Consider the following 19,555-nt stretch of genomic DNA (forward strand, 5'->3'; position numbering starts at 1 on the left):
CCCGGTGGCTGCCGGGCACGCCGTGCGGCAGGTCCCGCCGCCGGACCCGCGGGGACGAAACGGGACGGTCAGTAGCTGGGCAGGCGGCGGGGGCCGAGGTCGGTACGGGCGGGGGGCGGGGCGAGCCGGACGCTCGCGCCGAGAACGGTCAGCCCCTGGGTGGCGACGACCACGGGTTCGAGGGCGACGGAGACCACCTCCGGGTGGTCGTCGACCAGCCGTGACAGCCGCAGCAGCAGCTCTTCGAGCGCCGCGGTGTCCGCGGGGGCTGAACCGCGCCAGCCGAAGAGGACCGGGGCCGCCTTGATGGAGCGGATCAGCTCGGCGGCGTCCCGGTCGGTGGCCGGGACCAGCCGGTGTGCGGTGTCGCCGAGCAGTTCGGATGGGGCGCCCGCGAGGCCGAAGGAGAGCACGGCGCCGGCCGCCGCGTCGATCGAGGCCCGGACGACGGTGTCCACCCCGCGCGGCGCCATGGCCTGCACGACCGGCTGGAGCTCGGCCGGTTTGCCGAGGAGCTCGGTCAGCTCGCCGTACGCACGCCGCAGCTCGCTCTCGTTGGCGAGGTCGAGGCGGACGCCGCCGAGGTCGGCGCGGTGGCGCAGATGAGGGGCGGTGGTCTTGAGCGCCACCGGGTAGCCGAGCCGCTCGGCTGCGGCGACCGCCTCCTCCGCATGGGGTGCGGGCAGCGTGGGCCGGACGGTGATGCCGTAGGAGCCGAGCAGTTCGCCGGCCTCGTCGTGGGTGAGGGGGCGGCCCCGCGGATCGGGGTCGGGGCCAAGGAGCGCGCCGATGAGGCGGGCCGCCGCGGCCTCGTCGACGGTGTCGTCGAAGCCGGGCACCTTGCCGGGTACGGCCGCCTGGCGGCGCCACTGCGCGTACTTGACCGCCTCGGCGAGCGCCCGGACGGCCCGCTCGGCGGCCGGGTAGGCGGGGATTCGCCCGGTGCGGAGAGGGGCGCGGGTGCTCCCGGTGGGGTTCGGTGCGGTCTCGCCGGGGGGCGGCGTGGCCGTGGTGTCCCGTGCGGGGGCAGCCGCCCTCCGGGCGGGGGCGACCGTGCCGGCGGCCGCGGCCAGGGCCTCCGCCAGGCCGCCGATCTCCACGTGGACCACCGCGACGGGCTTGGCGGGACCGGTGGCCGCCGCCTCGCGCAGGGCCGCGGCCAAGACCTCGCCGTCACCCGTCTCCGCCTCGCCGTTCTCCCCCACCCAGGGGATCGCGGTCACGATCACGGCGTCGCAGGTCCCGTCGCCGAGTGCCTCGGCCAGGGCTTCGCGGAAGTCCCGGGGGCTCGCCGCGGTGGTCAGGTCGCGTGGCGGACGCGGACGCAGTCCCTCCGCGAGGCAGGCGTCGTACGTGAGCAGGCCGAGCGACTCGGAGTTGCCGAGGATCGCGACCCTGGGGCCTTCCGGGAGCGGCTGACCGGCGAGGAGCAGGCCCGCGTCGACCATCTCCGTCACCGTGTCGACGCGGATCACGCCCGCCTGCCGCATCAGCGCGGAGACCGTCGCGTCGGGAATGCGGCTGACCGGCACGGCGTGACCCGGCGGGTTGGAACCGCTGTGCCGGGCGCCCTTCACCACGACCACGGGCTTCACGGCCGCCGTCCGCCGGGCGAGGCGGGTGAACTTTCGCGGGTTGCCGAGCGATTCGAGGTAGAGGAGGGCGACATCGGTGTCCTGGTCCTCGTACCAGTACTGGAGGAAGTCGTTGCCGGAGACGTCGGCCCGGTTGCCCGCCGAGATGAACGTGGACAGACCGGCGCCGCGCCGGTGGAGTCCGGAGAGCAGCGCGATCCCGATCGCTCCCGACTGGGTGAAGAGCCCGATGCGGCCTGCGGCGGGCGACTCGGGGGCGAGGGAGGCGTTCAGCCGGACGGCTTCGGAGGTGTTGATGATGCCGAAGGCGTTCGGGCCGATGATCCGCATGCCGTACGAGCGTGCCTGGCGGACGAGTTCGCGCTGCCGCTCCCGCCCTTCGGCGCCCCGCTCGGCGTATCCGGCGGAGAGGACGACGAGTCCCTGGACGCCGTGCTCGCCGCAGTCCGCGACGGCCTCGGGCACCCGGTCGGCGGGCACGGCGAGGACCGCGAGGTCGACCTGCTCCTCGATATCGCCGACGGACCGGTGCGCGGGGACGCCGTCGATCTCGGTCAGGTCGGCGTCGAAGGCCCGGTTCACGGCGTACGTACGTCCGGTGTAGCCGGAGCCGAGGAGGTTGCGCAGCACGGTGCGGCCGACCCCGCCGGGAGTGCGGCCGGTTCCGACGACGGCGACGGAGCCGGGGGCGAGGAGCCGCTGCACCGACCGCGACTCGGCGCGCTGTTCACGGCCGCGCTGGACGGCGAGGGATTCGGCGGTGGGTTCGAGGTCGAGCATGAGGTGGACGGAGCCGTCCTCGAAGCTGCGCTGCTGGGTGTAGCCGGCGTCCCGGAACACCTTGATCATCTTGTTGTTGGCGGGCAGCACCTCGGCCGCGAACCGGCGGATGCCCCGCTCCCTGGCGACCGCCGCGATGTGTTCGAGGAGTGCGGAGGCCACTCCGCGGCCCTGGTGGGCGTCCTGGACGAGGAAGGCGACCTCGGCCTCGTCGGCGGGGGCGGGGGCGGGCCTGCCCCGGTCGTCGATCCGGTCGTAGCGGACGGTGGCGATGAACTCGCCCCCGGTCGTGACGGCGAGACCGACCCGGTCGACGTAGTCGTGATGGGTGAAGCGGTGCACGTCCTTGGCGGAGAGGCGCGGGTACGGGGCGAAGAAGCGGTAGTACTTCGACTCGTCGGAGACCTGCTCGTAGAAGCTGACCAGCCGCTCGGCGTCGTCGGTGGTGATCGGCCTGATGCGCGCGGTACCACCGTCGCGGAGCACCACGTCCGCTTCCCAGTGGTCGGGGTACGCGTGATGCGGACTCTGCTCCGGCGTGGGCTGCATGGGCAAAGCCTACGGCCGACGCACCGGTCGCGGAGGGATCGGGGCCGGGGCAGTCTGAGGGTGCTCGCCCGGCCGAGCGGCCGGGCCGGGGACCGGGCACAGCAGTGCGCACTGCATGAGAGACTGGTCTAGACAACCATTGATTCGTGAAGGGCAGAACCATGGCTGAGCGCCGCGTCAACGTCGGTTGGGCCGAGGGCCTGCACGCCCGCCCCGCTTCCATCTTCGTCCGTGCCGCCACGGCCTCCGGCGTCCCCGTGACGATCTCCAAGGCCGACGGCAACCCGGTGAACGCCGCGTCGATGCTCGCGGTGCTCGGCCTGGGCGCCACCGGCGGCGAGGAGATCGTGCTCGCGTCCGAGGCGGACAACTCCGAAGCCGCCCTGGACCGCCTGGCCAAGCTGGTCGCCGAGGGGCTCGAGGAGCTTCCGGAGACCGTCTGATTCCAGCCGATTCCGGCCGGAATTATTTCTGCGATCGAGTCGCGGCTCCCCCGACCGGGGGCCGCGACTTTTTCGTTTCCGGAAATGCACCGAGCGCCTCGAATTCAGGCAGCGCAAAGAAAGCCCTGCGGAATTAGCCTTCTTTGTATACGGCGTAATTGTTAATGGCGGACGCCCCCGATGTTTACGGCGTGTTGCGAAGAGCTCACCCGGGGCGGCGCGGGGGTGCGTCCGGGGCGGTCCGGGCGGCGGAGCCGGTGAGCCGCGGTGGCCCGCTCGGCGTGCTGGACGGCCAGCGCCCTGGCCCGGTCCGCGTCACCGCGGGCGACCGCGTCCACGATCGCGCCGTGCTCGGCCCAGGACTCCGCAGGGCGTACGGGCTGCTCGACCACGTACATCCAGGCGACCTTGTGCCGGAGCTGGGTGAGCAGCGCGATGAGGCCGGGGCTGCCCGAAGCCTGAGCGAGCGTCTCGTGGAACCAGCCGCCCAGCGAACGCAGATCCTCCCCCTCACCCCGCCGCACCCGCTCCTGCCCCAGCCTGACCAGGCCACGCAGCACCTTGAGATGCGCCTCGGTGCGCCGCTGCGCGGCACGCGCGGCGCCGAGCGGCTCCAGCAGCATCCGGACCTCCAGGAGATCGGCGGCCTCCTGCTCGGTGGGCTCGGCCACGCACGCGCCGGCGTGGCGGCGCGTGACGACGAACCCCTCGGACTCCAGAGTGCGCAGGGCCTCGCGCACCGGGACGCGCGAGACCCCGTAACGACGCGCGAGCAACTCCTCGGTGAGGCGGCTGCCGCGATCGAAGACACCGGAGACGATGTCATCACGGATTGCCGTGCATACCGAATGCGCGGGAATGCGCATGTCCGAACCTCCGCCTTAATCCCCGCGAAACGCGGCCGATCGACGCCTGTTCCGTGACTCTATTGCAATGAGCCCGAATTTCCGACGGCAGGACGGAATCAAGGGATATCTTCTGGCCACGGAAGCCTTCGGCGGACGGGCTTCGGACGATATGCACCGGGCGATACACGTCGGTGAAGGCGTCGGGTGATACGCCGAAGGCCCCGGCGGGGAGCCGGGGCCTTCTGGAAACGCTGGGGTGGGGCGCGCGGCTCAGACGTTCAGGCCGTGCGAGCGCAGGTACGCGACGGGGTCGATGTCGGAGCCGTACTCCGGAGTGGTCCGGGCCTCGAAGTGCAGGTGCGGTCCGGTGGAGTTGCCGGTCGAGCCGGAGATGCCTATCTGCTGACCCGAGGTGACGCTCTGGCCGACGGAGACGCCGATCGAGGAGAGGTGGCCGTACTGGGTGTACGTGCCGTCCGTCATCCGGAGCACGATGTTGTTGCCGTAGGCGCCGCCCCAGCCGGCCTCGACGACCGTGCCGGCGCCGACGGCGACGACGGAGGAGCCGGACGCGGCGCGGAAGTCCACGCCGGAGTGGCTGCCGGAGGACCAGAGGGAACCGCTGGACTTGTAGCCGGTGCTGACGGACGAACCGGCGACCGGGAGGTGGAAGGAGTTCAGCCGCTTGCGCTCGGCCGCACGGGCGGCGCGGGCCTCGGCCTCGCGGATCTCCTCGGCGCGGGCCTCCGCCTTGCGCTTCGCCTCCGCCTTCGCCCTGGCCTTGGCCTCCGCCTTCGCCTTCGCTTCCGCGGCGACCTTGGCCTTCGCCTTGGCGACGGCCTCGGCCTGCTGCTCCTGAGCCTTCGCCTGGGCGGCGATCTGGTCGGCGAGGGTTCCGTCGATGGCGACGGCCTGGGTCAGGCCGGTGTCGCTGACGGTACGGGCCTCGTCCGCGGCGAGGGCCGGGGAGGCCATCGTGCCGATGACGCCTGTGGTGGCCAGAGCCGCGATACCGGCGACCCGGGCGCTCTTGCGCGTCAGGCGGCTCGGGGCACGGTGCTTCCCGGTGGCACGGGTGAACGCCATGGAGGGGCTGATCCTTTCCTTCCTTCTCGCCTACCGGGTTAGCTGACGGGTTCGGAGCAGGAAGGTCTCCTACGGGCCTCTCCGTCCCCGAAGGAACGCAGACGTCCGATTCACCCCAGGGACTTCGTGGGTCCCCGGCTCCCCAGGCTCGCGCCTGACGGGGACTCGGCGATGGCTGCCCGGCGCCGCGGACGCGGCATGCACGTGACGGACAGCGGAGCCGACGCTAAACGGGACAACTTTCAATCACCAAACGGACAGGCTGTTTTGTAGTTCATCCCACAGGGCAGACAGGCAGACTCCCCCACCAAAGGGGACAAAAGGGAAGGACCCCGATGGGAAGTTGCCCACCGGGGTCCCTTTTGCGCGCTTTTGTACGTACGAAGCTGAACAGACCGATCGTCAGCCGCTGACGACCGACACCTCTCCGATGTCCAGTGCGCGGACGGGGTCCGCGATCTGCGAGGCGTCACCGACGAGCACCGTGACCAGCCGGTCCACCGGGAAGGCGTTGACGACCGCGGCCGTCGCCTCGACGGTGCCCGTCTCGGCCAGGCGGGCGTACAGCTGGGCCTGGTAGTCGTCCGGGAGGTGCTGCTCGACCTGGTCGGCGAGGGTGCCCGCCACCGACGCCGCCGTCTCGAACTTCAGCGGGGCGACGCCCACGAGGTTCTGCACGGCCGTCTCGCGCTCGGCGTCGGTGAGCCCCTCGGCGGCCAGCGTCCGCAGGACCTTCCAGAGGTCCTCCAGCGCCGGTCCCGTGGACTCCGTGTCCACCGAACCGCTGATGGCCAGCATGGCAGCGCCCGTACGCCCCGAGGGGGAGCCGGGGCCCGTCGAGCGCAGCACCTGCCCGAAGGCGCGTACCCCGTAGGTGTAGCCCTTCTCCTCGCGCAGCACGCGGTCGAGACGCGAGGTGAGGGTGCCGCCCAGGCAGTACGTGCCGAGGACCTGGGCCGGCCAGACGCTGTCGTGCCGGTCTGCGCCGATGCGGCCGATCAGCAGCTGTGTCTGGACCGCGCCGGGACGGTCCACGATCACCACCCGGCCGCGGTCGTCGGCGGTGATGGGCGGGACGGGGCGGGGCTCGGCGGCGTTGCCCGACCAGTCACCGACGGTCTCGGCGAGGAGCGCGTCCACGTCGACCCCGGTGAGGTCGCCGACGACGACCGCCGTGGCGGTGGACGGACGGATGTGCGCGTCGTAGAAGGCGCGCACGGCCGCCGCGTCGATCCGCTTCACCGTCTCCTCGGTGCCCTGGCGCGGACGCGACATCCGAGCCGTGGCGGGGAAGAGCTCCTTGGAGAGCTGCTTGGCCGCCCTGCGGGCGGGGTTGGCCTGCTCGTGCGGGATCTCGTCGAGCCGGTTGCCGACGAGCCGCTCGATCTCGCTCTCGGAGAAGGCGGGCGCCCGCAGCGCTTCGGCGACAAGCCCGAGCGCCTTGGTCAGCCGGGAGACCGGGACCTCCAGGGAGACCCGGACGCCGGGGTGGTCGGCGTGCGCGTCGAGCGTCGCGCCGCAGCGCTCCAGCTCGGCGGCGAACTCCTCGGCGGAGTGCTTGTCCGTGCCCTCGGAAAGGGCGCGCGCCATGATCGTGGCCACGCCGTCGAGACCCTCGGGCTCCGCGTCCAGCGGCGCGTCGAGGAAGATCTCCACCGCGACCACCTGCTGGCCGGGGCGGTGGCAGCGCAGCACGGTGAGACCGTTGGGCAGGGCGCCACGCTCGGGTGCGGGGAAGGCCCAGGGCCTGGCCACGCCCGCGGTCGGCTGCGGGTGGTACTCCATCGCTACTCCAGTCACAGCGGCGTCGCTCACTGCTCCGCCCCTTCGTGCGTGTCGGTGCCCGCGTCGGCATCTGTACCGGCGTCGTCCGGCGATTCGAGCGGTTCATAGACCAGGACCGCCCGGTTGTCGGGGCGCAGAGCGGCCTTGGCGGCCGCCTGGACCTCCTCGGCGGTGACGTCGAGCACCCGCTGCACGGCCGTCAGGGCCAGCTGCGGGTCGCCGAACAGCACGGCGTACCGGCACAGTTCATCGGCGCGGCCCTCGACCGTACCGAGCCGGTCCAGCCACTCGCGCTCCAACTGTGCCTGGGCCCGCTCCATTTCCTCGGGCGTGGGGCCCTCGGCGGCGAACCTGGCCAGCTCCTCGTCGACCGCGGCCTCGATCTGCGGCACCTCGACGCCGCCGGACGTCTTGACGTCCAGCCAGCCGAGCGAGGGCGCTCCGGACAGCCTCAGCAGCCCGAAGCCGGCGGCCACCGCCGTACGGTCGCGGCGGACCAGCCGGTTGTGCAGCCGGGAGGACTCGCCGCCGCCGAGCACGGTCAGCGCCAGATCCGCGGCGTCGCACTCCCGGGTGCCGTCGTGCGGCAGCCGGTAGGCCGCCATCAGGGCGCGCGCCGGGACCTCGGCGTGGACCACTTCGCGCAGCTGCTCGCCGATGATGCCGGGCAGCGTGCCGTCACGCGGCGGCTGCTTGCCGTCGTGGGACGGGATGGAACCGAAGTACTTCTCGACCCAGGCGAGGGTCTCCTCCGGGTCGATGTCGCCGACCACCGAGAGCACCGCGTTGTTGGGCGCGTAGTACGTACGGAAGAACGTGCGCGCGTCCTCCAGGGTCGCGGCGTCCAGGTCGGCCATCGAGCCGATCGGGGTGTGGTGGTACGGGTGGCCTTCCGGGTAGGCGAGGGCCGTCAGCTTCTCGAAGGCCGTGCCGTACGGAACGTTGTCGTACCGCTGGCGACGCTCGTTCTTCACGACGTCGCGCTGGTTCTCCATGGACTCCTCGTCAAGAGCGGCGAGAAGTGAGCCCATGCGGTCGGCCTCGAGCCAGAGCGCCAGCTCCAGCTGATGCGTGGGCATGACCTCGAAGTAGTTGGTCCGCTCGAAGCTGGTCGTGCCGTTCAGCGAACCGCCGGCTCCCTGTACGAGCTCGAAGTGCCCGTTCCCCTTGACCTGGCCCGAGCCCTGGAACATCAGGTGCTCGAAGAGGTGAGCCAGACCGGTGCGCCCCTTGACCTCGTGGCGGGAACCGACGTCGTACCAGAGGCAGACCGCGGCGACCGGGGTCAGATGGTCCTCGGAGAGCACCACACGCAGGCCGTTGGCCAGGCGGTGCTCGGTCGCTGTTCTGCCGCCGGAGCCGGCCTGAGCTGTGGCCGTGTGACCCATGGGCATGTACGTCCCTTCGATCGCGATACAGGTTTTCCTGCCAGACCTGCCACTCTAAGCAAGCGCACCGACACCTGGCGAAGTTCCCGTTCCGTGGATGTTTCCGTGGATGTTGTCGTAGATGCTGCCGTAAACCGGGCCTCCCGCGGGGCCCGCAGGACCGCTTCGGACGGGTCGAGGTCGGCGTTGTCAGTGCGGCGGTCCACAATGGTCCGCGTCAGAACCTGAGGTTGCCCGAACAGAATCCGTGAAGGAGTCGCAGCAGCGATGGCCCGCCGCAGCACGAAGACCCCGCCGCCGGACGACTTCGAGGAGAGGATCCTCGATATCGACGTTGTCGACGAAATGCAGGGCTCCTTCCTCGAGTACGCCTACTCGGTGATCTACTCCAGGGCCCTGCCCGACGCCCGCGACGGCATGAAGCCGGTGCACCGCCGCATCGTGTCCCAGATGAACGAGATGGGGCTGCGCCCCGACCGCGGCTATGTGAAGTGCGCCCGCGTCGTCGGCGAAGTCATGGGCAAGCTGCACCCGCACGGCGACGCGTCGATCTACGACGCGCTGGTGCGCATGGCGCAGCCGTTCTCGATGCGCCTCCCGCTCGTCGACGGACACGGAAACTTCGGCTCGCTGGGTAACGACGACCCGCCCGCCGCCATGCGGTACACCGAATGCCGTATGGCCGACGCCACGTCGCTGATGACGGAGTCGATCGACGAGGACACCGTCGACTACCAGTCGAACTACGACGGCCAGGAGCGGGAGCCCGTCGTCCTCCCCGCGGCGTACCCGAACCTCCTGGTCAACGGCACGACCGGGATCGCGGTCGGCATGGCGACCAACATGCCGCCGCACAACCTGGGCGAGGTCATCGCCGCCGCCCGCCACCTCATCAGGCACCCGGGCGCGGACCTGGAGACCCTGATGCGGTTCGTCCCGGGTCCGGACCTGCCGACCGGGGGCCGGATCGTCGGCCTCGGCGGGATCAAGGACGCGTACGCGGCAGGCCGCGGCACGTTCAAGATCCGCGCCACGGTCGCCGTGGAGGACGTCACGGCCCGCCGCAAGGGCCTCGTCGTCACCGAACTGCCCTTCACCGTCGGCCCGGAGAAGGTGATCGCCAAGATCAAGGACCTGGTCTCGGCGAAGAAGCTCCAGGGCATCGCGGACGTCAAGGACCTCACCGACCGCTCGCACGGCCTGCGTCTGGTGATCGAGGTCAAGAACGGCTTCGTACCGGAGGCGGTGCTCGAACAGCTCTACAAGCTGACGCCGATGGAGGAGTCCTTCGGCATCAACAACGTGGCTCTGGTCGACGGCCAGCCGCTCACCCTGGGGCTCAAGGAGCTCCTGGAGGTCTACCTCGACCACCGCTTCGAGGTGGTGCGCAGACGCAGCGAGTTCCGCAGGACCAAGCGCCGCGACCGGCTGCACCTGGTCGAGGGTCTGCTCGTCGCGCTCGTCGACATCGACGAGGTCATCCGTCTCATCCGGGACAGTGACAACTCGGCGCAGGCGAAGGAGCGGCTCATGGAGCGCTTCTCGCTGAGCGAGATCCAGACGCAGTACATCCTGGACACTCCCCTGCGCAGGCTCACCCGGTTCGACCGGATCGAGCTGGAGAGCGAGCGCGACCGGCTCAACACCGAGATCGACCAGCTGTCCGCGATCCTCGACTCGGACGCGGAGCTGCGCAAGCTCGTCTCCGGCGAACTGGCCGCGGTGGCGAAGAAGTTCGGCACCGACCGCCGTACGGTGCTCCTGGAGTCGGCGGGTTCGCAGGTCGCCTCCGTGCCGCTGGAGGTGGCGGACGACCCGTGCCGGGTGCTGCTCTCCTCCACCGGGCTGCTCGCCCGTACGGCCAACGCCGACCCGATCGTCATCGGCGAGGACGCGAAGCGTGCCAAGCACGACGTGATCGTGTCGTCCGTCCCCGCGACGGCGCGCGGCGACGTGGGCGCGGTCACCTCGACCGGCCGGCTGCTGCGGCTGTCGGTGATCGACCTGCCGCGGCTCCCGGACACGCATGCGGCCCCCAACCTGTCGGGAGGGGCGCCGGTCTCGGAGTTCCTTTCGCTGGAGACGGACGAGGAGCTTGTCTGTCTCACCACACTGGACGAGGAGTCGCCCGGTCTGGCGATCGGCACCCTGCAGGGGGTGGTGAAGCGTGTGGTGCCCGACTACCCGCCCAACAAGGACGAGTTGGAGGTCATCACGCTCAAGGACGGTGACCGGATCGTCGGCGCGGTCGAGCTGCGTACGGGTGAGGAAGACCTGGTCTTCATCACGTCCGATGCCCAGCTGCTGCGTTACCCGGCCGCTCAGGTGCGTCCCCAGGGCCGCCCGGCGGGCGGTATGGCGGGCGTCAAGCTCGCGGCTGGGGCCGAGGTGCTCTCGTTCGCCGCGGTGGACCCGGCGGTGGACGCGATGGTGTTCACGGTGGCGGGCTCGCACGGCACGCTCGACGATTCGGAGCTGACGTCGAAGCTCACCCCGTTCGACCAGTACCCGCGCAAGGGCCGGGCCACCGGCGGTGTGCGCTGTCAGCGCTTCCTCAAGGGCGAGGACGTCCTCGTCTTCGCCTGGGCCGGCGCGGTCCCGGCACGGGCGGCGCAGAAGAACGGGACACCGGCGCAGCTGCCGGAGCCCGATCCGCGCCGTGACGGTTCGGGCACCCCGCTGACAAGCCCTGTCTCGGTGATCGCCGGACCGGTGTAGGCACCCTTCCGGACGACGGCGCGGGTCGGCCCAACGGCTACGCGTCGTCGTCCGGTTGCCTCACGTACCGCAGGACGCCCCACATGCTCCGCTCGTGCTCACCGGCAACGGAGACGTCCGGCGCCGGTGGGCCGCTCTCGCGGCAGTCGGAGAGCTCCTTGTGCAGCGCCTCCGCGTCGATGCCCGAACCGATCAGCACGAGCTGGGTGAGCCGCTGCTCGCCCCGCCCCCACTCCTGCGGAACGAAGCGCAGGAACCGGCCGACCGCGTGCAGGGCGTACCGGTTGTCGGGGTCCCCCGCGCCGAAATCGGCGAAGCCCTTGATCCGGTAGAGCCCCTCGGGCCTGGAGTCGAGGAAACTCATCAGGCGGCGGGGGTCCATCGGGACGTCGGCGGTGAAGGAGACGCTCTCGTACGCCGTGTGGAGATGCCCCGGGTGCTCCGCACCGTCCCGTGCCGCCCGCTCCTCCAGGAAGAGATCCTCGAAGGTGAGCTGACGGGCCTGCTCGTCCTCGTCGTGCCGCAGGACGGGATCGAAGAGCAGTCCGGGATCGATCCGGCCGTACGCGGCGGAGACGACGGCCGCCCGGCTGCCCGCCGCCTCGACCGCCTCCCGCAGCCGCGCGTGTTCCGCCTCGTCGACCCGGTCGGTCTTGTTCAGCACGACGAGGTCGGCGACCGCGAGATGGCGGTCGATCTCCGGATGGCGCTCCCGGGTGCCTTCGAATTCGGCCGCGTCGACGACCTCGACCAGTCCCCCGTACCGGATGCGCGGGTTGCCGCTGGCCAGGAGCATGCGTACGAGCTCCTGGGGTTCGGCGAGGCCGCTCGCCTCGATGACGATCACATCGAGACGGGCGGCGGGCCTGGTCAGGGTGTCCAGATAGGTGTCGAGTTCGCTCGCGTCGACGGCGCAGCACAGACAGCCGTTGCCCAGCGAGACCGTCGAGCCGACCTGCCCCGCGACGGTCATGGCGTCGATCTCGATGGAACCGAAGTCATTGACGATCACACCGATCCGGTTGCCCGCGCGGTGCTGGAGGAGGTGGTTGAGCAGCGTCGTCTTTCCGGAACCCAGGAAGCCCGCCAGGACGATGACCGGGATCTGAGGGGTACGGGGCGGGGTCAACGGGGGCCTTTCTCGTGGCCTGTCAGGGTGCCGGGACCGGCTGGGGCGGCGGCGTGCCGACATAGCGGGCCGCCGGGCGGATGATCTTCGAGTCCTCCGCCTGCTCCAGGATATTGGCGCTCCAGCCGATCACCCGCGCCGCGCAGAAGGTGGGCGTGAACATCTCGCGCGGCAGACCGCAGAGCTCCATGACGACGCCCGCGTAGAACTCGACGTTGGTGTGCAGCTCGCGCCCCGGCTTGAGCTCGGCGAGGATCGCCTCCACCTGCTGTTCGACCTCGACCGCGAAGTCGACGAGCGGTCCGCCGAAGCTCTGCGCGAGGGAACGCAGCATCCGCGAACGAGGGTCCTCGGTGCGGTACACGGGGTGCCCGAAGCCCATGATCCGCTCGCCCGCGAGGACGCGCTCCCGGATCCAGCCGTCGATGCGGTCGGGGGTGCCGATCGCGTCCAGCGTGTCCAGGGCGCGGCTGGGGGCGCCGCCGTGCAGCGGTCCGGAGAGCGCGCCGACCGAGGCGACCAGGCAGGCGGCGATGTCGGCGCCGGTGGAGGCGACGACCCGGCCGGTGAACGTCGAGGCGTTGAAGCCGTGGTCGACGGTGGAGATGAGGTACTGCTCGACGGCCCTGACCCGTGCGGTGTCCGGTTCCGAGCCGGTGAGCATGTACAGGTAGTTCGCGGCGTAGGGCAGGTCGTCGCGCGGCTCGACGGGTTCGAGTCCCTGGCCGAGCCGGTGCAGGGCGGTGAGCACGGTCGGGACGGCGGCGCAGGCCGCGAGGGCGTCGTCGCGGCGGCGCTCGGCGTCGATGTCGTACACCGGACGGAATCCGGCCGAGGCGCCGAGCAGCGAGAGGGCCGTACGCAACCCGGCGAGCGGTCCTGACACGGCGCCCGCCCTGGCGATTGCGGGCAGGGCCTGTGTTACCTCGTCGGGCAGGTGGCGCAGCGCCGCGGTGCGGGCCGTGAAGCCGGCGAGGGCGGCCCGGTCGGGCAGCTCTCCGTAGAACATCAGGTACCAGATGTCCTCGAAGCTGCGGCTCTGCGCCAGCTCGATCGCCGAGTACTGCCGGTAGTGGTAGAAGCCCTCACGCCCCCGGACGTCGCCGAGAGCGGTTTCGGTGACGACGACGCCCGCGAGGCCGCGGGGTACGTCGAGCGGTGCGGTGTCAGTGGCCATGGCAGACATGTCGGGACCCTCTTCCGTGATCCATGGGATCTCCATGTATTGATTCGACTGTCCATGCTTGACTTTCATTCTGTCAATATTGATTGAATCAATACATGCCTCGATGGATACAGTGGACACCATGACGGATCAAGCAGCGCAGCGCCCGGGCACGGGAGACGCGGTGGAGGGCCCACGGCTCACGACGCGGGAGACCGCGGAACTGCTGGGCGTGAAGCCCGAAACCGTGTACGCCTACGTCAGCCGGGGCCAGCTGAGCAGCAGGCGCGCCCCCGGGGGACGCGGCAGCACATTCGACGCCGCCGAGGTCGAAGCGCTGGTCAGGCGTACGGGACGGCGGGAACCCGCACCCGCGGACGACGGTCTGGTCTTCCGTACCGGCATCACTCTCATCGACGGCGACCGGTTCTGGTTCCGCGGCGTCGACGCGACGGAGCTGGCCCGTCACCACGGCTACGAGGAGGTCGCCGAGTGGATCTGGACCGGCGAGTTCCGGCCGGGCGTCCGCTTCACCGCACCCCCCGAGTCCCTCGCGGCGGCGCGGCGGACGGTTGGCGCGCTGCCCGCGCACAGCGGCTCCACGGACCGCCTGCGGGTCGCGCTCGTCGCCGCGGCAGCCGCCGATCCGCTGCGCTTCGACCTCAGCCCGCGGGGCGTCCTCAACAGCGCGCGCGGCCTGATCCCCACCCTCGTGGGCGCCCTGCCGATGGCCGGAGGGCAGGCGCTCCCCGTGGAGGAAGCCGGCACGGGCATCGCCCGTCAGCTGTGGCCGAGGCTCACCACACAACCGGCCGACGCCGCATCGCTCACCGTCCTGGACACCGCCCTCGCCCTGCTGGCCGACCACGACCTCGCCGCATCGACGCTGGCCGCGCGGGTCGCCGCCTCCGCCCACGCCCATCCGTACGCCGTGGTCTCCGCGGGCCTCGGCGTCCTGGAGGGACCGCTGCACGGCGCCGCGAGCGGTCTGGCCCACCGCGTGCTGGCCGAGGTCGTGGACCGCGGCGGCGCGGCCCCGGTCGTCGCCGACCATCTCCGTACCGGCCGCCGGGTCCCGGGCCTGGGGCACCGCCTCTACACGGGCGAGGACCCGCGCGCGACGGCCCTGTTCGCCCTGCTCGCGGAGGTACCGCAAGCGGTCCCGGTGCTGGCGGCGGCCCGTGACGTGGTCACCACGACCGCCCGCCACACCCCGCTGCACGCCAACGTCGACCTGGCGCTCGCGGTGCTCTCCGTCGCGTGCGGCATGCCCGCGGAGGCGGGCGAGACCGTGTTCGCGGTGTCCCGTACGGCGGGCTGGATCGCTCACGCGCTGGAGGAGTACGCGGAACGTCCGCTGCGGATGCGGCCCATCGGTCAGTACGAAGGCCCACGTCCGCCGCAGCCCCTGCCCCTGGCCTCCGCCTAGCCCGGTCCGTCGCGGAGATTCCGGAAGCGGAAATTTCGGAAAGGCCCGGACGCCCTTTACCGTTCGTACGGTGAACACCCCGCCGACCACCGCCCGGGGACCCCGCCGGCTCGGCTGGCCGAAACGGGTCTTCTCGCAGGTCCTCCTGATCCAGCTGACCATCATCACCGGAGTGACGGTGCTGGTCACCGGCCTCTTCCTGGCCCCGCTCAGCGCCCAGCTGGACGACCAGGCGATGCGCCGCGCCCTCGCCATAGCCCAGAGCACCGCCGCCCAGTCCCAGATCACGACGTCCTTGCTGGCCACGGAGCCGACCCCGGGCGGACCCGTGCAGACAGCGGCCGAACGGATCCGGAAGGCCACCGGCGCCGAGTACGTCGTGGTGATGGACAGGCGCGGGGTGCGCTGGTCGCACACCGACAGCCGGCAGATCGGCAGGGTCGTGTCCACGGACCCCAGTGAGGCGCTCGCGGGCCGGGACGTCATGGAGATCGACAGCGGTACGCTCGGCCGCTCGGCCCGCGGGAAGGTGCCCCTCCACGACGCCTCCGACCGGATCGTGGGGGCGGTCTCCGTCGGCATCGCCTACGACAGCGTCCGCGCCCGGCTGCTGGCGGCGATTCCCGGGCTGCTCGCCCTTGCGGGCGGAGCGCTGGCCGTCGGCGCGCTCGCCGCGTATCTGATCTCACGCCGGCTCCAGCGGCAGACCCATGACCTGGCCTTCTCCGATATCTCGGCGCTGCTCACGGAGCGCGAGGCCATGCTCCACAGCATTCGCGAAGGAGTCGTCGCCCTCGACAGGACCGGCCGCATCCGGCTGCTGAACGACGAGGCGCAGCGCCTGCTCGGCCTCGGTCCCGACGCCGCGGGCCGGCCGCTCGACGAGGCGCTGGGCGAGGGCAGGACCGCGGATGTGCTGGCAGGCCGGGTGGTCGGCGACGACCTGCTGACCGTGTGCGGCAGCCGCGTCCTGCTCGCCAACCGGATGCCCACCGACGACGGCGGCGCCGTGGCCACCCTCCGCGACCGCACGGAACTCGAACACCTGGGCCGCGAGCTCGACTCCACCCGCGGTCTGATCGACGCCCTGCGCGCCCAGGACCACGAACACGCCAACCGGCTGCACACCCTCCTCGGGCTGCTGGAGCTGGAGATGCACGACGACGCCATGGAGTTCGTCACCGAGGTCGTGGGCGTCCACCGCGCGACCGCGGAACAGGTCACCGAGCGCGTCCACGATCCGCTGCTGGCCGCGCTCCTGGTCGGCAAGGCCACGGTGTCCGCCGAGCGCGGGGTCTCGCTGCGCATGGCTCCGGGCACCCTGCTCCCGGACCGCCTGGTGGACCCGCGCGGCCTGGTCACGGTCGTCGGCAACCTCGTCGACAACGCGCTGGACGCCGCGGCCGGGTCGGCGGACGCCCTCATCGAGGTCGGGCTGTGGGCGGAGGACCGTGCGGTGATTCTCCGGGTACGGGACAGCGGCGCCGGCGTCCCGTCCGACCAGCGCGAATCGATCTTTACGGAGGGCTGGTCCACCAAGGAGCTCCCGGCGCACGGCAAGCGCGGTCTGGGGCTCCCGCTGGTACGACGGCTGGCCGAACGCCAGGGCGGAAGCGTGGCCGTCGCCACGGCCGAGGAAGGCGGGGCGGTGTTCACGGTCGTCCTCCCGGAGGCCCTGCACCAGCCCGATGCCCCCGCCCCGGACACCGCGGGCACCCCGCTCGCCACGACAGGAGAGACCCCGTGATCGAGGTGCTGATCGTCGACGACGACGTCCGCGTCGCACAGATCAACGCGGCGTACGTCTCCAAGGTGCCCGGCTTCCGGGTGGCCGCCCAGGCCCACACCGCCGCCGAGGCGCTCGCCAGGATCGCGGAGATGCCCGTCGATCTCGTCCTGCTCGACCACTACCTGCCCGACCGCAACGGTCTCTCCGTGGTCCGGGAACTCCGCGCGCTCGGACACCACACGGACGTGATCATGGTGACCGCGGCACGCGATGTCGCCACCGTCCAGGCCGCGATGCGGCACGGCGCGCTCCAGTACCTGGTGAAGCCGTTCACGTACGCGGGCCTTCGCACAAAGCTGGAGGCGTACGCGGCCCTGCACCGCACGCTGGAAAGCGGCGGTGAGGCCGAACAGACCGAGGTGGACCGGCTCTTCGGCGCCCTGTGGACCGTCGGCGAGCCCGACCTCCCCAAGGGGCATTCGCCGACCACCGCGGAGCTCGTCCGGCACGCCCTGCGGACCGCCGAACAGCCACTCTCCGCGCAGGAGATCGCGGACAGCGCGGGGATGAGCCGGCAGACCGCACAGCGCTATCTGAAACTGCTGGAGCGCACCGGGCGGGTCCGGCTGACCCTGAGATACGGCGAGACGGGCCGCCCGGAACACCGCTACACCTGGGCCGCCGGCAGCTGACCCGTCACGCCGCTCCCGCCCCGGTCAGCGAGCGGACCTCTGTCTCCGCGTGCTTCGCCCCGTCGGGCGGTTCCGGCGAGGTCACCGTGCCCAGCCAGCCGGCCAGGAAACCCAGCGGGATGGAGACGAGTCCGGGATTCTCCAGCGGGAAGAGCTGGAAGTCCACGCCCGGGAACAGCGAGGTGGGGCTCCCCGAGACGACCGGCGAGAGCAGGACGAGCAGCACGGCGGGGATCAGACCGCCGTAGACCGCCCAGACGGCTCCGCGCGTGGTGAAGTTCCGCCAGAACAACGAGTAGAGCAGGGCCGGCAGATTCGCCGATGCCGCCACGGCGAAGGCCAGCCCGACCAGGAACGCGACATTCAGGTCCTGGGCGAGAAGACCCAGCCCGATGGCGACCACCCCGACGCCCGCGGCGGCGACCCGTGCGACCGCCACCTCGCTGTGCTGCTTCGCGCCCGGACGCCTGAGCGAGGCGTACAGGTCGTGGGCCACGGACGCCGACGAGGCGAGCGTGATCCCGGCGACGACCGCCAGGATGGTGGCGAAGGCGATGGCCGCGACCACGGCGAAGAGAACCGTTCCGCCGGTGGAACCCTCACCGCCGCCGAGCACCAGGGCCAGCAGCGGAACAGCCGTGTTCCCGGAGGCGTTCGACGCCCGAACCTCCGCGGAGCCGACCAGCGCCGCCGCACCGAACCCGAGCACGATCGTCATCAGATAGAAGCTGCCGATGAGCCCGATCGACCAGACGACCGACCGGCGGGCGGCCCGGGCCGTGGGCACGGTGTAGAAGCGCGAGAGGATGTGCGGCAGTCCGGCCGTGCCGAGCACGAGCGCCAGGCCCAGGCTGATGAAGTCGAACCGGGCCGTCCAGCTGCCGCCGTACCGCAGCCCGGGTGCGAGGAAGTCCTCTCCGTGGCCGCTGCGTTCGGCGGCGGAGTTGAGCAGCGCGTTGACGTTGCCGTGGAAATGGACCAGGACGAGCACCGTGAGGGTGACCGCTCCCGCCATCAGCAGGACGGCCTTGACGATCTGGATCCAGGTGGTGGCCCGCATGCCGCCCAGCGACACGTAGACCACCATCAGTGCCCCGACCCCCACGACGGTCCAGGAGCGTGCGGCCTCGCTCGTACCGCCGAGGAGCAGCGCCACGAGACTGCCCGCACCCACCATCTGCGCCACCAGGTAGAGCACGGAGACGGTGACGGACGAGGTGCCCACCGCGGTGCGAACCGGCCGCTCCGCCATGCGCGCGGCGACCACGTCGGCGAGGGTGAACCGGCCGCAGTTGCGGACGAGTTCGGCCACGAGGAGCAGGACGACCAGCCAGGCGACGAGGAAGCCGACCGAGTAGAGCATGCCGTCGTAGCCGAAGAGGGCGATCAGCCCGGAGATGCCGAGGAAGGACGCAGCCGACATGTAGTCACCCGCGATGGCGAATCCGTTCTCCATGGGGGAGAACAGCCGCCCGCCCGCGTAGAACTCCTCCGGCGAGCCCTGCCGGTTGCGGCCCACCCAGGTCGTGATGCCGAGTGTCACCGCGATGAACGCGCTGAACAGCAGGAGCGCCAGCGTCTGGTGATCGCCGCCCCACTCGTCCGCGCTCAACGCCCGATCCCTCTCGTCAGCTCCTGGATGTCCCAGCGCAGATCGAGCGCCGCCCGGTCCCTGCGCAGCCGCGCGTGCCGCGCGTAGGCCCAGGTGAGGAGGAAGGTGGTGAAGAACTGCCCGAGGCCGGCGACCATCGCGACGTTGACGGCGCCGATCACCGGACGGGCCATCAGTTCGTGTGCCGTGGTGGCCGCGACGACGTAGGCGACGTACCAGAGGAGGAAGGCCACGGCCGCCGGGACCACGAAGCGCCGGTACCGGCGGCGGACTTCGCGGAACGCCTCGCTGTTCTGCACTTCCAGGTAGATGTCCGCCGCGCTGTGGCCCTGCTGCGGCAGCGCGGCCCCGGGCGGTCCCGCGGGCACGCCGCTGCCCGTACCGTCCAGCTCGTCCCAGCCCGGGGGCGGCTCGTCGTACCACGGGTCGTCCGGACGCACCGCTGCGGCAGCCTCGGACCCTGCTTCCTTCTCCACCGAACAACTCCCTTGTCCACGGACCTTTTCGGCCGCGTAGCCAAGAATGGGCAGATCGGGAAGATCCCGGGCACTTCATCGCCGGGCTTCACCTATTCAGGTGATGTATGCCCTGGTCGGTCGTGCGGTGG

General features: G+C 71.4%; 14 protein-coding genes and 1 riboswitch. Of the genes, 5 read left to right on the forward strand and 9 right to left on the reverse strand.

Annotated features, from left to right (window positions below; all coding sequences use genetic code 11):
• Positions 1-68: 68 nt before the first annotated feature.
• Entirely contained in the window at positions 69-2,924 is a 2,856-nt protein-coding gene (locus ACWGO0_RS14280) for a bifunctional acetate--CoA ligase family protein/GNAT family N-acetyltransferase (RefSeq protein WP_453533208.1), read from the reverse strand.
• A 161-nt stretch (positions 2,925-3,085) separates the two neighbouring features.
• Here ACWGO0_RS14280 and ACWGO0_RS14285 point away from each other — a divergent pair, with 161 nt between their 5' ends.
• Positions 3,086-3,367, forward strand: a complete 282-nt coding sequence (locus ACWGO0_RS14285) for an HPr family phosphocarrier protein (protein ID WP_453533210.1) — start codon at positions 3,086-3,088, stop codon at positions 3,365-3,367.
• A 161-nt stretch (positions 3,368-3,528) separates the two neighbouring features.
• On the opposite strand, the gene ACWGO0_RS14290 is transcribed toward ACWGO0_RS14285, so the two are convergent.
• From ACWGO0_RS14290 to ACWGO0_RS14305, 4 genes are all read right to left on the reverse strand, one after another.
• Positions 3,529-4,233 (reverse strand): GntR family transcriptional regulator, encoded by a 705-nt coding sequence (locus ACWGO0_RS14290; RefSeq protein ID WP_453533213.1) that lies wholly within the window; start codon positions 4,231-4,233, stop codon positions 3,529-3,531.
• A 252-nt stretch (positions 4,234-4,485) separates the two neighbouring features.
• The gene (locus tag ACWGO0_RS14295; RefSeq protein ID WP_453533216.1) at positions 4,486-5,301 is read right to left on the reverse strand and encodes a M23 family metallopeptidase; all 816 of its coding nucleotides are present in this window, start codon (positions 5,299-5,301) and stop codon (positions 4,486-4,488) included.
• Between the two features lie 13 nt (positions 5,302-5,314).
• Positions 5,315-5,482, reverse strand: a riboswitch (cyclic di-AMP (ydaO/yuaA leader).
• A gap of 221 nt (positions 5,483-5,703) precedes the next feature.
• Complete coding sequence (locus ACWGO0_RS14300) at positions 5,704-7,086, reverse strand: M16 family metallopeptidase (protein ID WP_453533348.1); 1,383 nt, start codon at positions 7,084-7,086, stop codon at positions 5,704-5,706.
• A 26-nt stretch (positions 7,087-7,112) separates the two neighbouring features.
• Positions 7,113-8,480, reverse strand: coding sequence for a M16 family metallopeptidase (locus tag ACWGO0_RS14305; RefSeq protein WP_453533219.1), 1,368 nt, complete (start codon positions 8,478-8,480; stop codon positions 7,113-7,115).
• Positions 8,481-8,741: 261 nt separating this feature from the next.
• Here ACWGO0_RS14305 and ACWGO0_RS14310 point away from each other — a divergent pair, with 261 nt between their 5' ends.
• A complete protein-coding gene (locus ACWGO0_RS14310) occupies positions 8,742-11,192 on the forward strand; it encodes a DNA gyrase/topoisomerase IV subunit A (protein WP_453533222.1) in 2,451 nt (816 codons plus the stop codon).
• Positions 11,193-11,229: 37 nt separating this feature from the next.
• On the opposite strand, the gene ACWGO0_RS14315 is transcribed toward ACWGO0_RS14310, so the two are convergent.
• Positions 11,230-12,321, reverse strand: a complete 1,092-nt coding sequence (locus tag ACWGO0_RS14315; RefSeq protein WP_453533225.1) for a CobW family GTP-binding protein — start codon at positions 12,319-12,321, stop codon at positions 11,230-11,232.
• A gap of 22 nt (positions 12,322-12,343) precedes the next feature.
• On the reverse strand, positions 12,344-13,507 hold the full coding sequence (locus tag ACWGO0_RS14320) for a citrate synthase (RefSeq protein WP_453533351.1): 1,164 nt from the start codon (positions 13,505-13,507) through the stop codon (positions 12,344-12,346).
• A gap of 121 nt (positions 13,508-13,628) precedes the next feature.
• Between ACWGO0_RS14320 and ACWGO0_RS14325 the strand changes: the two genes are divergently transcribed.
• The 3 genes from ACWGO0_RS14325 (at position 13,629) to ACWGO0_RS14335 (ending at position 17,336) form a co-directional block, all read left to right on the forward strand.
• Positions 13,629-14,915 carry a citrate/2-methylcitrate synthase gene (locus ACWGO0_RS14325; protein WP_453533228.1) on the forward strand — a complete coding sequence of 429 codons (1,287 nt, stop codon included), beginning with the start codon at positions 13,629-13,631 and terminating at the stop codon, positions 14,913-14,915.
• Positions 14,916-14,985: 70 nt separating this feature from the next.
• Positions 14,986-16,662 (forward strand): sensor histidine kinase, encoded by a 1,677-nt coding sequence (locus ACWGO0_RS14330; RefSeq protein ID WP_453533231.1) that lies wholly within the window; start codon positions 14,986-14,988, stop codon positions 16,660-16,662.
• On the forward strand, positions 16,659-17,336 hold the full coding sequence (locus ACWGO0_RS14335) for a DUF7342 family protein (protein ID WP_453533234.1): 678 nt from the start codon (positions 16,659-16,661) through the stop codon (positions 17,334-17,336). The genes ACWGO0_RS14330 and ACWGO0_RS14335 overlap by 4 nt, the downstream gene beginning before the upstream one ends.
• Before the next feature lie 4 nt (positions 17,337-17,340).
• On the opposite strand, the gene ACWGO0_RS14340 is transcribed toward ACWGO0_RS14335, so the two are convergent.
• Both ACWGO0_RS14340 and ACWGO0_RS14345 read right to left on the reverse strand, forming a co-directional pair.
• Positions 17,341-18,948: a solute symporter family protein gene (locus tag ACWGO0_RS14340; RefSeq protein ID WP_453533237.1), complete on the reverse strand. Its 1,608-nt coding sequence runs from the start codon at positions 18,946-18,948 to the stop codon at positions 17,341-17,343.
• Entirely contained in the window at positions 18,945-19,388 is a 444-nt protein-coding gene (locus ACWGO0_RS14345) for a DUF485 domain-containing protein (RefSeq protein ID WP_453533354.1), read from the reverse strand. Before ACWGO0_RS14345 ends, ACWGO0_RS14340 begins: the two co-directional genes overlap by 4 nt.
• Positions 19,389-19,555: the final 167 nt, after the last annotated feature.

It is taken from the genome of Streptomyces sp. NPDC055749, from assembly GCF_053617235.1.

Excerpts from the sequence above, each read along its gene's own strand:
- ACWGO0_RS14290 (WP_453533213.1), bottom strand. The coding sequence starts at position 4,233 with ATGCGCATTCCCGCGCATTCGGTATGCACGGCAATCCGTGATGACATC.
- ACWGO0_RS14280 (WP_453533208.1), bottom strand. The coding sequence starts at position 2,924 with ATGCAGCCCACGCCGGAGCAGAGTCCGCATCACGCGTACCCCGACCAC.
- ACWGO0_RS14300 (WP_453533348.1), bottom strand. The coding sequence starts at position 7,086 with ATGGAGTACCACCCGCAGCCGACCGCGGGCGTGGCCAGGCCCTGGGCC.
- ACWGO0_RS14295 (WP_453533216.1), bottom strand. The coding sequence starts at position 5,301 with ATGGCGTTCACCCGTGCCACCGGGAAGCACCGTGCCCCGAGCCGCCTG.
- ACWGO0_RS14285 (WP_453533210.1), top strand. The coding sequence starts at position 3,086 with ATGGCTGAGCGCCGCGTCAACGTCGGTTGGGCCGAGGGCCTGCACGCC.
- ACWGO0_RS14310 (WP_453533222.1), top strand. The coding sequence starts at position 8,742 with ATGGCCCGCCGCAGCACGAAGACCCCGCCGCCGGACGACTTCGAGGAG.
- ACWGO0_RS14320 (WP_453533351.1), bottom strand. The coding sequence starts at position 13,507 with ATGTCTGCCATGGCCACTGACACCGCACCGCTCGACGTACCCCGCGGC.
- ACWGO0_RS14305 (WP_453533219.1), bottom strand. The coding sequence starts at position 8,480 with ATGCCCATGGGTCACACGGCCACAGCTCAGGCCGGCTCCGGCGGCAGA.
- ACWGO0_RS14325 (WP_453533228.1), top strand. The coding sequence starts at position 13,629 with ATGACGGATCAAGCAGCGCAGCGCCCGGGCACGGGAGACGCGGTGGAG.